The organism is Pseudomonas sp. GW822-FHT03F08 (genome assembly GCF_058801265.1).
The window spans coordinates 264,231-276,755 of sequence record NZ_JBXANC010000009.1 but is presented as its reverse complement, the minus strand read 5'-3'; the positions used below and the strand labels follow the sequence as shown (position 1 = coordinate 276,755).

13 protein-coding genes are annotated in these 12,525 nt (G+C 63.1%); 7 read left to right on the top strand and 6 right to left on the bottom strand.

Going from position 1 to position 12,525, the window contains the following annotated elements; genetic code table 11:
• Window positions 1-8 precede the first annotated feature (8 nt).
• The 4 genes from AC1RME_RS23220 to AC1RME_RS23205 are packed head-to-tail and all read left to right on the top strand — an operon-like array spanning window position 9 to window position 3,483.
• Entirely contained in the window at window positions 9-938 is a 930-nt protein-coding gene (locus AC1RME_RS23220) for a metal ABC transporter substrate-binding protein (protein ID WP_102620413.1), read from the top strand.
• Window positions 935-1,678: a metal ABC transporter ATP-binding protein gene (locus AC1RME_RS23215; protein WP_096821124.1), complete on the top strand. Its 744-nt coding sequence runs from the start codon at window positions 935-937 to the stop codon at window positions 1,676-1,678. Before AC1RME_RS23220 ends, AC1RME_RS23215 begins: the two co-directional genes overlap by 4 nt.
• Window positions 1,678-2,577 (top strand): metal ABC transporter permease, encoded by a 900-nt coding sequence (locus AC1RME_RS23210; RefSeq protein WP_096821123.1) that lies wholly within the window; start codon window positions 1,678-1,680, stop codon window positions 2,575-2,577. Before AC1RME_RS23215 ends, AC1RME_RS23210 begins: the two co-directional genes overlap by 1 nt.
• Window positions 2,578-3,483, top strand: a complete 906-nt coding sequence (locus AC1RME_RS23205; protein ID WP_493091783.1) for a metal ABC transporter substrate-binding protein — start codon at window positions 2,578-2,580, stop codon at window positions 3,481-3,483. It abuts the gene before it with no gap.
• A 113-nt stretch (window positions 3,484-3,596) separates the two neighbouring features.
• Here AC1RME_RS23205 and AC1RME_RS23200 read toward each other — a convergent pair whose 3' ends face one another.
• The 5 genes from AC1RME_RS23200 to AC1RME_RS23180 all read right to left on the bottom strand — a co-directional run bounded on the left by AC1RME_RS23200 (window position 3,597) and on the right by AC1RME_RS23180 (window position 8,050).
• Window positions 3,597-3,821 (bottom strand): MbtH family protein, encoded by a 225-nt coding sequence (locus tag AC1RME_RS23200; protein WP_096821121.1) that lies wholly within the window; start codon window positions 3,819-3,821, stop codon window positions 3,597-3,599.
• Between the two features lie 83 nt (window positions 3,822-3,904).
• Window positions 3,905-5,317 (bottom strand): aspartate aminotransferase family protein, encoded by a 1,413-nt coding sequence (locus tag AC1RME_RS23195; RefSeq protein WP_493091781.1) that lies wholly within the window; start codon window positions 5,315-5,317, stop codon window positions 3,905-3,907.
• 143 nt (window positions 5,318-5,460) lie between these two features.
• Entirely contained in the window at window positions 5,461-5,946 is a 486-nt protein-coding gene (locus AC1RME_RS23190) for a GNAT family N-acetyltransferase (RefSeq protein WP_096821119.1), read from the bottom strand.
• 101 nt (window positions 5,947-6,047) lie between these two features.
• The gene (locus AC1RME_RS23185) at window positions 6,048-7,370 is read right to left on the bottom strand and encodes an ATP-binding protein (protein ID WP_096821118.1); all 1,323 of its coding nucleotides are present in this window, start codon (window positions 7,368-7,370) and stop codon (window positions 6,048-6,050) included.
• Window positions 7,370-8,050 carry a response regulator gene (locus AC1RME_RS23180; protein ID WP_085607085.1) on the bottom strand — a complete coding sequence of 227 codons (681 nt, stop codon included), beginning with the start codon at window positions 8,048-8,050 and terminating at the stop codon, window positions 7,370-7,372. The genes AC1RME_RS23185 and AC1RME_RS23180 overlap by 1 nt, the downstream gene beginning before the upstream one ends.
• A 153-nt stretch (window positions 8,051-8,203) precedes the next feature.
• Here AC1RME_RS23180 and dsbD point away from each other — a divergent pair, with 153 nt between their 5' ends.
• Genes dsbD through dsbG form a run of 3 tightly spaced genes read left to right on the top strand, consistent with a single transcriptional unit; the run spans window position 8,204 to window position 11,558 of the window.
• Entirely contained in the window at window positions 8,204-9,937 is a 1,734-nt protein-coding gene (gene dsbD, locus AC1RME_RS23175; RefSeq protein ID WP_096821117.1) for a protein-disulfide reductase DsbD, read from the top strand.
• Complete coding sequence (locus AC1RME_RS23170) at window positions 9,937-10,812, top strand: TlpA disulfide reductase family protein (RefSeq protein WP_096821116.1); 876 nt, start codon at window positions 9,937-9,939, stop codon at window positions 10,810-10,812. Before dsbD ends, AC1RME_RS23170 begins: the two co-directional genes overlap by 1 nt.
• Entirely contained in the window at window positions 10,788-11,558 is a 771-nt protein-coding gene (dsbG, locus tag AC1RME_RS23165) for a thiol:disulfide interchange protein DsbG (protein WP_096821115.1), read from the top strand. Before AC1RME_RS23170 ends, dsbG begins: the two co-directional genes overlap by 25 nt.
• Window positions 11,559-11,640: 82 nt before the next feature.
• On the opposite strand, the gene AC1RME_RS23160 is transcribed toward dsbG, so the two are convergent.
• The gene (locus AC1RME_RS23160; RefSeq protein WP_096821114.1) at window positions 11,641-12,453 is read right to left on the bottom strand and encodes an alpha/beta fold hydrolase; all 813 of its coding nucleotides are present in this window, start codon (window positions 12,451-12,453) and stop codon (window positions 11,641-11,643) included.
• Window positions 12,454-12,525 lie beyond the last annotated feature (72 nt).

The following is a 12,525-nucleotide window of genomic DNA, read 5'->3' as shown; positions in this document are numbered from 1 at the left end:
GCTTGCCCATGCCTAGTTCATCTCAACGCCGTCCTTTCCTGCGCCTGCTGCTGATCGGCCTGTGCGCCTGCCTGCTGAGCCCGCTGGCCAGCGCCGATCCGGCCAAACGCCTGCGCATCGGCATCACCCTGCACCCTTATTACAGCTATGTGGCGAACATCGTCGGCGACAAGGCCGACGTCGTGCCGCTGATTCCCGCCGGCTTCAACCCGCACGCCTACGAACCCCGTGCCGAAGACATCAAGCGCATCAGCGGGCTGGACGTGATCGTGCTCAACGGCGTCGGCCATGACGACTTCGCCGACCGCATGATCGCCGCCAGCGAAACACCGAACATCAAGACCATCGAAGCCAACGAGAACGTGCCGCTGCTGGCCGCCACCGGAGTCGCAGCGCGCGGTGCCGGCAAAGTGGTGAACCCGCACACGTTCCTGTCGATCAGCGCCTCGATTGCCCAGGTCAACAACATCGCCCGGGAACTCGGCAAGCTCGACCCGGATAACGCCAAAACCTACACCCAGAACGCCCGCGCCTACGGCAAACGCCTGCGTCAGATGCGCGCCGATGCCTTGGCCAAACTGACCCAGGCGCCAAACGCCGAACTGCGGGTCGCCACGGTGCACGCCGCTTACGACTACCTGCTGCGCGAGTTCGGCCTGGAAGTGACGGCGGTGGTCGAGCCGGCCCACGGCATCGAACCAAGCCCGAGCCAGTTGAAGAAAACCATCGATCAACTGCGCGAACTGGATGTGAAGGTGATCTTCTCCGAGATGGATTTCCCGTCCACTTACGTCGAGACCATTCAACGCGAATCCGGTGTGAAGCTGTACCCGCTGTCGCACATTTCCTACGGCGAATACACCGCCGACAAGTACGAAAAGGAAATGACCGGCAACCTCAACACCGTCGTTCGGGCAATTCAGGAGTCCGGCGCATGACGGCTCAGGAAAACCTCTCAATCATCAGCAGTGGCCCGACTCTGGATTTTTCGGAAGTCAGCCTGACGCTGGGTCGCACGACGATTCTGGACAAGGTGACCTTCCAGGTGCAGCCCGGCAGCGTGCACGCACTGGTGGGCCCCAACGGCGGCGGCAAGAGTTCGCTGATCAAGACCCTGCTCGGGCAGATGCCGCATCAGGGTCGGCTCAGCCTGCAATGGCCCGGCGAGCCCGGCACTATCGGCTACGTGCCGCAGGCGCTGGAATTCGATCGAGGTCTGCCGATGACCGTCGATGATTTCATGGCCGCCATGTGTCAGCGTCGCCCGGCGTTTCTCGGCCTGAGCATACGCTACGCCGGCGCCATCGGTGAGGCGCTGGAGCGGGTCGGCATGCAGGACAAACGCAAGCGCCGGATGGGCGCGTTGTCCGGCGGTGAGCGCCAGCGAGTGCTGCTCGCTCAAGGCCTGATCCCCGCCCCGCAATTGCTGGTGCTCGATGAACCGATGTCGGCCCTGGACGAAGCCGGGATCCAGGTGTTCGAACGCCTGCTCGGCGACTGGCGCGCGGCGGGCATCACCGTGCTGTGGATCGAACACGATCTGGAAGCCGTCGGGCGTCTGGCCAATCGCGTCACCGGCCTCAACCGCCGGGTGCTGTTCGACGCCACCCCGCAACAGGCCCTGACCCCGGAACGTCTGCTGACCCTGTTTTCAACCCATCCACGGAGCGCTGCCTGATGAGTTACGAAGCCTTTCGTTTGATGGTGCAGGGCTGGGCCACCTCCGGTTACCTGCCGGAAGCCCTGGCCTACGGTTTTGTGGTCAACGCGCTGCTCGCCGGCCTGTTGATCGGCCCGGTGCTCGGCGGCCTCGGCACACTGGTGGTGGTCAAGCGCTTCGCGTTTTTCTCCGAGGCAGTCGGCCACGCGGCACTGACCGGCGTGGCCATCGGCATCCTGCTCGGCGAGCCCTACACCGGGCCGTACGGCAGCCTGTTCGGCTACTGCCTGTTGTTCGGCATTCTGCTCAACTACCTGCGCAACCGTACCGGCCTGGCCCCGGACACGCTGATCGGCGTGTTCCTGTCGGTGTCCCTGGCGCTGGGTGCCAGCCTGCTGCTGATCCTGGCGGGCAAGATCAACGTGCACATTCTGGAAAACGTGCTGTTCGGCTCGGTGCTGACGGTCAACGGCAATGATCTGGCGGTGCTGGCCATCGTCGGTTCGCTGGTGATGGCCCTGGCCTTGCCGCTGTACAACCGCATCATGCTCGCCAGTTTCAACCCACAACTGGCAGCGGTGCGCGGTGTTGCCGTGAAGACTCTGGATTACCTGTTCGTGATTCTGGTGACCCTGATCACCGTCGCGGCGGTAAAAGTCATTGGCGCGATTCTGGTCGGCGCGCTGCTGGTGATTCCGGCAGCGGCGGCTCGTTTGCTCAGCCAGTCGCTCAAGGGCTTTTTCTGGTGCTCGGTGCTGATCGCCACGGTCAGTACGCTGTGCGGGATTCTCGCGCCCATCGTGTTCGACCTGCCGATTCCGTCCGGCGCCGCGATCATCTTGGTCGCCGGTATCGGCTTCGCCCTCGCCGCCATTGCCCGGGGCGTCGTCCCCAGTCTGAAAGGGAACCTTGGATAAATGTCTTTCTCACTGCGACAACTGACCCTGGCCATCGCCCTGTGCAGCGTGACCACGACCACCGTATTCGCCGCCGAAAGCACCAAACCGCTGCGGGTGCTGGCCTCGTTGCCAATCACCTACGGTCTGGGTGAAGTGCTGCTCAAGGGCACCGACATCAGCCTCGAACGCGCAGCCCCGGCAAATCTGCCGGGCAGCCGCCAGACCGCGTACTTCACCGGACGCGGGGCTCCGGAGCTGAGCAAACTGGCCACCGGCGCCGATGCGGTGATCGGCGTACGCTCGCTGTGGGCCGATGATCCGCTGTACCCGATTGCCCGACGCAGCAACATCCGCATCATCGAAGTCGATGCCGCCCGCCCGGTGGATGGCGCCCTGCCCGGCATCGCCGTGCAACCGGGGCTGAACGTCGATGGCCTGAACAGCCAGCCGTGGCTGGCCAGCAACAACATGGGGCGCATGGCCGACGTGATGGCGGCGGACCTGGTGCGCCTGGCACCGAAGGACAAACCGAAGATCGAAGCCAACCTGGCCGCACTGAAACAGCGCCTGCTGAAACTCAGTGCCGACAGCGAAGCGCGCCTGGCCAGTGCCGACAATCTGAGCGTGATGAGCCTGAGCGATCACTTCGGCTATCTGATCGGCAGTCTGAATCTGGAGTTGATCGGACAGGACCCGCGACCGGACGCCGAATGGACACCGGAAGATCTGAAGAAATTGACCGCCACGCTCAAGGACAACGACGTGGCGGTGGTGCTGCACCATCGGCAACCGTCGGACGCCGTGAAAGCGGCAATTGCCGAGTCGGGCAGTCATCTGCTGGTGCTGAGCAGCGATGCGGCTGATCCTGTGGCAGAACTGGAAGGGAATGTGGATGCGCTGCTCAAGGGTTTGAGCGGCGCCTAAGGAGAAGTGATCGTTCCCACGCTCTGCGTGGGCACGATCAAACGACAATCCTCCAGACATGAAAAAACCCGCTGACTGTTTCCAGTCCAGCGGGTTTCTTTTTGGCCGGTGACTTACTGTGCAGCCGCTTGCGCGTCCATCTTCTGGCGCAGGCTCAGCGGACGCATGTCGGTCCAGGTTTCTTCGATGTAGGCCAGGCATTCCTTTTTCAGGCCGCTCTTGCCCACGGTGCGCCAGCCTTCCGGAATGGCCTTGTAATCCGGCCAGATCGAGTACTGCTCTTCGTGGTTGACCACGACCTGAAAGAGGATGTCCTCGCGGTCGAATACTGACGTCATGCTGTGTCTCCATCGTTGTAGGGGTGGGCTGCACGGTGGGTGCAGCCGGGTATGTAGAAGGAACGTTCGGCGCGGCGAAAAATTTACAGGGCAGCGGTCGCGGCGCTCAGTGCACGACCGAAGATCTCGGCGACGCGGTCGATTTCAGCGGCGGTGATCACCAGCGGCGGCAGGAACCGCACCACCGCGCCATGCCGCCCGCCCAATTCCAGAATCAGGCCACGCTTGAGGCACTCGCGCTGCACCAGCGGCGCCAGACGGGCGAAGGCCGGTGGATGGCCCAGCGCGTCCGGCGCACCGTTCGGATCGACCAGCTCGACGCCGAGCATCAGGCCACGACCACGAATGTCGCCCAGTTGCGGGAAGTCACGCTGCAGGATGTGCAGGTGCTCGCTCAGGCGTTCGCCCATGGCGGCGGCGTGTTCGCAGACCTTGTGCTCGACCAGGTAACGCATCACCGCGGAACCGGCGGCCATCGCCATCTGGTTGCCACGGAAGGTGCCGGCATGAGCGCCCGGCTGCCAGGTGTCGAGCCAGTCGCGGTAGACCACCACCGCCAGCGGCAGGCTGCCGCCGATGGCTTTGGACAACACGACCACGTCCGGGGTGATGCCGGCGTGCTCGAAGGCGAACATCTTGCCGGTGCGAGCGAAACCGCTCTGGATCTCGTCGACGATCAGTGCAACACCCGCCTTTTCGGTGATACGACGCAGACCGCGCAGCCACTCGATGTCCGCCGGAATCACACCGCCCTCGCCCTGCACCGCCTCGACGATCACCGCCGCCGGCAATTGCACCCCGGCTTCAGGGTCGTTGAGCAGGTTTTCCAGGTAACTCAGGTTGGCCTTCACGCCCGCCGCGCCACCGAGGCCGAACGGGCAACGGTAGTCGTACGGGAACGGCATGAACTGCACGCCATTGCTGAGCAGCGCACCCAACGGTTTTTTCGGACCAAGGCTGCCCATCAGGCTCAACGCGCCCTGGCTCATGCCGTGGTAACCGCCGGAGAACGACAGCACGGTGCTGCGTCCGGTGGTGGTGCGTACCAGTTTCAGCGCGGCTTCCACCGCGTCGGTGCCGGTCGGGCCGCAGAACTGGATTTTCGCTTCCTTGGCCAAGGCTGGCGGCAGCAACCCGAACAGGTCCTGAACAAATTGATCCTTCACCGGCGTGGTCAGGTCGAGGGTGTGCAGCGGCAGCTCATCGGCCAGCACCTGCTGGATGGCTTCGATTACCACCGGGTGGTTGTGCCCCAGCGCCAGGGTGCCGGCACCGGCCAGGCAATCGATGAACGTGCGGCCTTCAACGTCTTCGACATACAGGCCCTTGGCGCGCTTCAGCGCCAGGGGAATGCGTCGCGGGTAGCTGCGGGCATTGGATTCCTGCTGGCTCTGGCGGGCCAGCAGCGGCGATTCATTGAACTGATACAGCGTTTCCGCCGGCGCGGAGGCGATCCGGGCCGACGACTCTTCGATAAGGCTGGTGGCGACTGACATCTCTCGACCCCTCAATTCGCTATGGATAGTGACCAAAACTGCACACCGCACAGGTGCGCGTTCCGGTCGCGGGGCGCACATGCAGGTTTTCCTGTTCTGGAAACGCACCAGACCCTCAAGGATTTACACCCTTGAGCGAGTTGTCATGCCGACAGCGGCAGCGACTTGTGCATCGGCAGGCTGCGCATGCCGTGGCGAATGAGCGGCGGCGCCGATTCGCGATACCCCAGACGCCGATAAAAGGCTTCACCGGTGCGGGTGCTGGTGAGCACGGAACGGGCGCTGCCGCGAGTCAGCAGCCAGCCTTCAAGGTCAGCCATCAGGGCCCGGCCGACGCCCCGGCGAAACCATTCCGGCTGCACATGACAAAGAGTGACATCGCCGTCGGCCAGCGCCATGCCGACGCCCACCGGTCGGCCCTGCATCAGGGCGATGTTCAGATAACGCTGTGGATCGGTGAGCCAGGCACTGATGTGTTCCGGCGATTGCTGGCGGATCCAGGCATCGACAAGGTGGGGGTCGTTACGATGGTCGAGCGCACAACCGACGCGGATCGAACGCTCGATGATGCGGCTGATGATGCCGGCATCGGCCGGGGTGGCCGGGCAAATGTAGATGGATGCATCCATGGCGCTGTTTCCCTCAATCCATTGAGTCAAAGGCTGGGGCGACAATAGCGTCGTGGCCGGCCGATGACCAATGGAGAGAGGTTACATTTGATGTGCCGGGCTCAGGCCGGTTGCAGCGGCATGGTCAGCTCGACCCGCAAGCCATCCGGGCGACTGTCGAAATGCAGGGTGCAGGCACAGCGTTGGACAATTGCCTGGACAATCGCCAGCCCGAGCCCGCAGCCGGTGCTCTGGCCGTTACGCCAGAACCGTTGGGTCAGGTGTTGCAGATCGTCCGGCGCAATCCCCGGCCCATGATCGCGAACCACGAAGCGCACGCGGTTGCCGGTGGTTTCCAGGCTCAGCTCCACGGCGCCTTCCGTCGGGGTATGGCGCAGGGCGTTATCGAGCAGATTGCGCAAGGCCGCGATCGACAACACTGCCGGCATTTGCAGAGGCGCGCCGGACAACTTTTCGGGCAGATGCAGTTTGATCCGTTGACGCTCGCCGCTGGCGGAGTCCTGAATCGCCAGTTTCGCCACTTGCTCGGCGCTGCACTGCACGCCGTCGTCGAACGACAGACTGCCCTCGACCCGGGCCAGCAACAGCAATTGCTCCAGGGTTCGATGCAAGCGATCGGCGCCCTCCTCGGCCCGGGCCAGGGACTGATCGCGGGCACTGCCTTCGGTCATGCGCGCCACTTGCAGGTGGGTCTTGATCGCCGTCAGCGGGCTGCGCAGTTCATGGGCGGCGTCACCGGTCAGGCGACGTTCGCGCTCGATGGTCTTGCCGATGCGCTGGAACAGCTGATTCTGGGTCTCGAGCAGGGGTTTCAGTTCGCTGGGGAATGATTGCAACTGCAACGGTTCGAGCGAGTCGGCATTGCGGCGCATCAAGGCTTCGCGCAAGCGATTGAGCGGCGCCAGCCCCTGACCGATCCCCAGCCACAGCAGGCACAGGCAGCCAAGCAGCGCCACACCCACCGGCACCGAAGCCGCCAGCAGGATCGACATGTTCAAGGCTTCACGCTCGATCACCCGGTCAGCGGTGGTGATGCGCACATCGCCCCGGGCCAGGGTGAAGGTGCGCCAGGGTGCGCCGTCGATCATCTGGTCATGGAAGCCCATTTTCTGGGCTTCCAGTGCCTGTTCCGGATTGTTGTGGCTGCGGGCGAGGATTTCGCCGCGCAACGAGCTGACCTGACAGGCCATCCCGCCGGGAATGTTCAGTTGTTCGGCGCTGAAGTGAGTGCCCTCGCCTTTGCTCGGTATCGCCGGCAATTGCTCCAGCAACCCGGCGACCATCCGCGCCGAAGCCACCAGCCGCTGGTCGAGGGAAAACATCATCTGGTTGCGCAGGTCGCTGAGCATCCAGGCCGCCGCCAAGGCCCAGATCAGTGCGAATGCGGCGCCGAGGGTCAGGCTCAGGCGCAGGCGCAGACTCATCACTTGTCAGGTTCTCCACCATCGGCCGGGCCCAGGCGATAGCCCAGACCACGTACGGTTTCGACGATGCCCTTGCCGAGTTTGCTGCGCAGGTGGTGGATGTGCACGTTGAGCGCGTTGCTTTCCAGTTCATCGTTGAAACCGTAGACGCTGTCCTTCAATTGCTCGGTGGACAGCACCCGGCCACGGTTGTGCAGCAAGGCTTGCAGCAGGGATTGCTCGCGACGGGACAGGTCCACCGAACGGCCCGCCAGGGTGGTTTCGCGGCTGCTCGGGTCGTAAGTCAGCGCGCCGTGCTCGATCAGGTTGACGCTACGCCCGGCCACGCGACGCAGCAGGGTTTGCAGACGCGCAAACAACTCACGCAGATCGAAAGGCTTGAGCAGGTAATCGTCGGCGCCGGACTGCAAGCCGTCGACCCGGTCGGTGACCGAATCCCGCGCAGTGAGGATCAGCACCGGAATCTCCAGGCCCTGCTGCCGCAGTTGCTGCAGCAGTTTGAGGCCATCTTCGTCCGGCAAACCGAGGTCGAGCACCATCACGTCGAATTCGGCAACCTTGAGGATCGCCCGCGCCTTGGAGGCGGTGTTGACGTGTTCGACCGTCAAGCCCTGGGCCGTCAGCCCGGCGACGATGCCACTGGCGATCAACTCATCGTCTTCGCAAACCAGTACGTGCATGGTGAGTCCCGTAGAAAAAAGCCGATTAGGCGGTTGGCCGATTAAGCTGACATTATGCCCCGAACGCCACAGCGACAAGGGTGCCGCGGTTAATCATCGGTTAATCGCCGCCGCCCATTGTGCTCATCACTTGCACAGGGACAAGGCTCCTCCATGCGTCATATTTTTTTATTGTTTGCACTGTTGATTTCGGGTCTGGCCCAGGCAGGGAACGATCCTTTTGCGACAAAACCGGAATTTCTACTGGTCGACAAGGCCTTTGTTCTGACGTCCGAACGCCTGGACTCCGGCGAAACCCAACTGTTCTGGCAGATCGCCGACGGTTACTACCTGTATCAGAAACGCCTGAAATTCGACGGGCTGGCGGCGGAAAACGCCCCAGCGCTGCCCGAAGGCGAATCCCACAGTGACGAGTATTTCGGCGAGCAACCGGTCTATCGCCAGGGCCTCGAACTGAAAATCCCGGCAGCAGCCAAAGGCCAGATCAAGGTCAGTTATCAGGGCTGCGCCGATGCCGGCCTGTGCTATCCACCGCAAACTCGCGTGATCGACCTCGGTGGCAAAGCGGCCGCTGTGGCGACGGATGAGGCACAGGATCAAGCGCTGGCCAGCGGTCTGCAACAGCACTCGTTGGGCTGGAGCCTGCTGGCGTTCTTCGGTTTCGGACTGGTATTGGCCTTTGCGCCTTGCTCGTTGCCGATGCTGCCGATTCTGGCTGGCATGGTCGTGGGCAGCGGTGCTACGCCACGTCGTGGTTTCGCGCTGGCCAGCAGCTATGTGGTTTGCATGGCGCTGATTTATGCGGCCATGGGCGTTATCGCCGCGCTGCTGGGGGCCAATCTGCAAGCGTGGCTGCAAAACCCTTGGCTGCTGGGCACTTTCGCAGTCGTGTTTGTGATCCTGTCGCTGCCGATGTTCGGTTTCTTCGAGCTGCAACTGCCGGTAGCCCTGCGAGATCGACTGGAACATGCCTCGCGCAGTCGCAGCGGCGGCAGCCTGGTCGGTGCGGGTGTGTTGGGCGCGTTGTCCGGTCTGCTGGTCGGGCCGTGCATGACCGCACCGTTGGCCGGTGCCCTGCTCTACATTGCGCAGACTGGCAATGCGCTGCACGGCGGTCTGATCCTGTTTTCGCTGGGCATCGGCATCGGCGTACCGCTGCTGTTGCTGGTGACTGTCGGCAATCGATTCCTGCCAAAACCCGGCGCATGGATGAACCTGCTCAAAGGCATGTTTGGTTTCCTGTTCCTGGGCACGGCGGTGTTAATCGTGCGCCCGGTGCTCGATCCGTCGCTGTGGCTCGCGCTGTGCGGCGCGCTGCTGTTGATCGCCGCTTATTGCGCCTGGAAACAGTCCGAAGGCTTCGGCCGGGTCGCCCAGTTGTTCGGTGCCAGCTCGCTGTTGCTGGGACTGTGGGGCGGATTGTTGGTGGTGGGTGCAGCGGGCGGCAGCGATGATCCGTTTCAACCGTTGCAGGTGTACAGCGCCGGGCGCACCGGGGCGGCGGCAACAAACGGCCATGAAGCGTTCACTACGATCAACACTCCCGCAGCCCTGCAACGCGAACTCGACGCGGCCAAGGCTCAGGGCCAGTGGGTACTGCTCGATTACTACGCCGACTGGTGCAAGTCGTGCAAGATCATGGAAAAGAAGGTATTCGGCCAGGCACGGGTGATGCAGGCCCTGAGCGATGTGCGCTTGCTGCGCGTCGACGTCACCGATGACAACGCCGCCAGCAGCGAACTGCTTGGCCGCTACAAAGTGCCGGGACCACCCACTTTTGTGTGGATCGGCGGCGACGGTGAAGAGCGCCGCAGCCAGCGCATCACCGGCGAGGTCGATGCCGACACCTTCCTGCAACACTGGACCACCACCCGAGACGCCCGTTAATGCTGACCTTCACCCTCGGCACCTTTGCCATTGCGCTTAACCACCTGTTGCTGATCAGCGCCCTGGCGCTGGCGACCTTCGTCGGCTGGCGGGTGGCCAAGCGCGGTGGCGATAACCCCGAGTCGGCGCTGTTCAGTCTGTTCCTGCTCGGGATGCTCGCGGCGCGCGTCGCGTTTGTTGCCGTGTACTGGGGACATTACCGCAACGATCCGTGGCAGATCATCGACCTGCGCGACGGTGGTTTTCTCGCCTGGCCTGGGGTGATCGTATTGCTGCTGGCCGCGCTGTATCGCGGCTGGCGGCGGCCGGGTTTGCGTCGACCGTTGGGGTTCGGCGTGGTCAGTGGCGTGGCATTCTGGTTGCTGGCCACCCTGTCACTGAGCATCTACGAGCAAGGCACACGTCTGCCGGACATCACCCTGCGCAACGCCGCCGGGGAAACCGTGAAACTCGCCGACTATCAGGGCGGCCCGCTGGTGATCAACCTGTGGGCCACCTGGTGCCCGCCATGCCGCCGGGAAATGCCGGTGCTGGAAAACGCCCAGCAGCAACGCCCGGACCTGACGTTCCTGTTCGTCAATCAGGCCGAAAGCATGCAAAGCGTCGCGACCTTCCTCGAAACCCAGGGCCTGAGCCTGAACAACGTGCTGTTCGACCGTAGCGGTCATCTGGGCCAGGCCGTGGGTTCCATGGCATTGCCGACTACGCTGTTCTACAGCCCCGAAGGTCAATTGCTGGCCAGTCATCTGGGCGAGTTGTCGAACGCCAGTCTGGCTCGAGCCTTGGAAAACTTCGACATCCCCAATCCGAATACGAACGCCGCACCGGCCACCTCTGCAAGGAAACTGCCATGCCCCGCCTCCGCCACCTGCTGACGCTGACTCTGGGCGCTGCCCTGCTGCACTTGCCGTCGGTGCAGGCCGCTGAAGAATTGCCTGACGCGATCAAGAAGATCGAAGCCAAGGGCGCAAAAATCGTCGGCCAGTTCGACGCGCCCGACGGCCTGCGTGGCTACGCCGCGCAATACCAGAACCGGGGCATGGCGCTGTACCTGACGCCGGACGGCAAGCACGTGCTGCTGGGCAATCTGTACGACGCCGACGGCAACGACCTGAGCAGCGCACCGCTGCAAAAACTGGTCTACGCGCCGATGGCCAAGGAAGTCTGGGCCAAGTTCGAGGCCAGCAACTGGATTCAGGACGGCAACAAGGATGCACCGCGCACGGTGTACCTGTTCAGCGACCCGAACTGCCCGTACTGCAACATGTTCTGGGAACAGGCCCGCCCATGGGTCAAGGCCGGCAAGGTGCAGTTGCGCCACATCATGGTCGGCATCATCCGCGAAGACAGCCCGGCCAAATCCGCCGCGCTGCTGGCCGCCAAAGACCCGGCCAAGGCCCTGGAAGAACACGAAAAGGCCGGCACAGCCAGCACGCTCAAGGCCTTGAAGAACATTCCGGCCGCCGTGCAGACCAAACTCGCAGCGAACATGCAGTTGATGGAGGACCTGGAATTACAGGCCACCCCGGCGATCTTCTATATGGACGACAAGGGTGAGCTGCAACAACAGCAAGGCGCGCCGACGCCGGACAAGCTGGCGAAGATTCTCGGGCCGAAATAAGCAGGACCAAAAGATCGCCGCGCGTCGCAGCGCCTACAGGAAACACACCCCCCTGTAAAAGCTGCGACACGCGGCGATCTTGTTAATGGCGCTCCGCCAGGAAGCTGAACAACACCTCCGTCACAAACTCCGGATTCTCCAGATTGGAGATATGCCCGGCCTCGGGCACCAGCACACTCGGGCAGCCGATCAGCTCGGCCATCTCCTTGGCTTCCGACGGTGGACGGGGTTTGTCCTGATCGCCGCAGACCACCAGTGTGGTCGCCGCATTCAACTCGCCCAGACGCGGCAACAGGTCATCGCGGCCAAAGGTGATGCGCCCCATCGGCACGATGCTTTGACGCAGGCGATCAGCGGAATAACCGGCGAGTTTTGCGCGGAAATCCTGATACAACGCCGACTGCGGATCGATGCCCGGACGGAAGAAGATCGGCACCACGATATCGAGCAACTGCTCGGAGATCTCGCCGCTTTCTTCGATCTGCTTGAACAGGGAAAAGTAATACTGACGGGTCGGTTCCGGCTCGACGCCGACGTAGGTGTCCATCAGTACCAGACCGTTGAGCCGCTGCGGTGCCGACAGAGCGAGGCGCACGCCCCACATGCCGCCGACCGACAACCCGACCAGCGTCACCCGGTCGATGTCCAGATGATCGAGCAAGGCCAGCGCCTGGCGTGCGATGTCATCCAGTGATGTGGTGCCTTCAGGCAAACGCCCCGATTCACCATGGCCCCACAGATCCAGAGCAATCACCCGATAGTGAGGCGACAACGCAGCGATCTGCGGTGCCCACATGGCCTGATCCCACAGGTAGCTGCCAGCCAGCAGCACCGCCGGGCCTGTGCCTTGATCAATGTAATGAAGCGCTTGTCCGTCCACCGTGAAGAAAGGCATCGACTACCCCCGCGACAAAAAAAAGAGAACCGGCAGCCTGAGCTGCCGGTTCTCGATCGTCAACCTTGGAAA

Bases quoted from the DNA above. Each gene is read 5' to 3' on its own strand.
- AC1RME_RS23180 (WP_085607085.1), bottom strand. From the start codon at position 8,050: ATGCACGTACTGGTTTGCGAAGACGATGAGTTGATCGCCAGTGGCATC.
- AC1RME_RS23220 (WP_102620413.1), top strand. From the start codon at position 9: ATGCCTAGTTCATCTCAACGCCGTCCTTTCCTGCGCCTGCTGCTGATC.
- AC1RME_RS23205 (WP_493091783.1), top strand. From the start codon at position 2,578: ATGTCTTTCTCACTGCGACAACTGACCCTGGCCATCGCCCTGTGCAGC.
- dsbD (WP_096821117.1), top strand. From the start codon at position 8,204: ATGCGTCATATTTTTTTATTGTTTGCACTGTTGATTTCGGGTCTGGCC.
- AC1RME_RS23185 (WP_096821118.1), bottom strand. From the start codon at position 7,370: ATGAGTCTGCGCCTGCGCCTGAGCCTGACCCTCGGCGCCGCATTCGCA.
- AC1RME_RS23200 (WP_096821121.1), bottom strand. From the start codon at position 3,821: ATGACGTCAGTATTCGACCGCGAGGACATCCTCTTTCAGGTCGTGGTC.
- AC1RME_RS23210 (WP_096821123.1), top strand. From the start codon at position 1,678: ATGAGTTACGAAGCCTTTCGTTTGATGGTGCAGGGCTGGGCCACCTCC.
- AC1RME_RS23195 (WP_493091781.1), bottom strand. From the start codon at position 5,317: ATGTCAGTCGCCACCAGCCTTATCGAAGAGTCGTCGGCCCGGATCGCC.
- dsbG (WP_096821115.1), top strand. From the start codon at position 10,788: ATGCCCCGCCTCCGCCACCTGCTGACGCTGACTCTGGGCGCTGCCCTG.
- AC1RME_RS23170 (WP_096821116.1), top strand. From the start codon at position 9,937: ATGCTGACCTTCACCCTCGGCACCTTTGCCATTGCGCTTAACCACCTG.
- AC1RME_RS23190 (WP_096821119.1), bottom strand. From the start codon at position 5,946: ATGGATGCATCCATCTACATTTGCCCGGCCACCCCGGCCGATGCCGGC.
- AC1RME_RS23215 (WP_096821124.1), top strand. From the start codon at position 935: ATGACGGCTCAGGAAAACCTCTCAATCATCAGCAGTGGCCCGACTCTG.
- AC1RME_RS23160 (WP_096821114.1), bottom strand. From the start codon at position 12,453: ATGCCTTTCTTCACGGTGGACGGACAAGCGCTTCATTACATTGATCAA.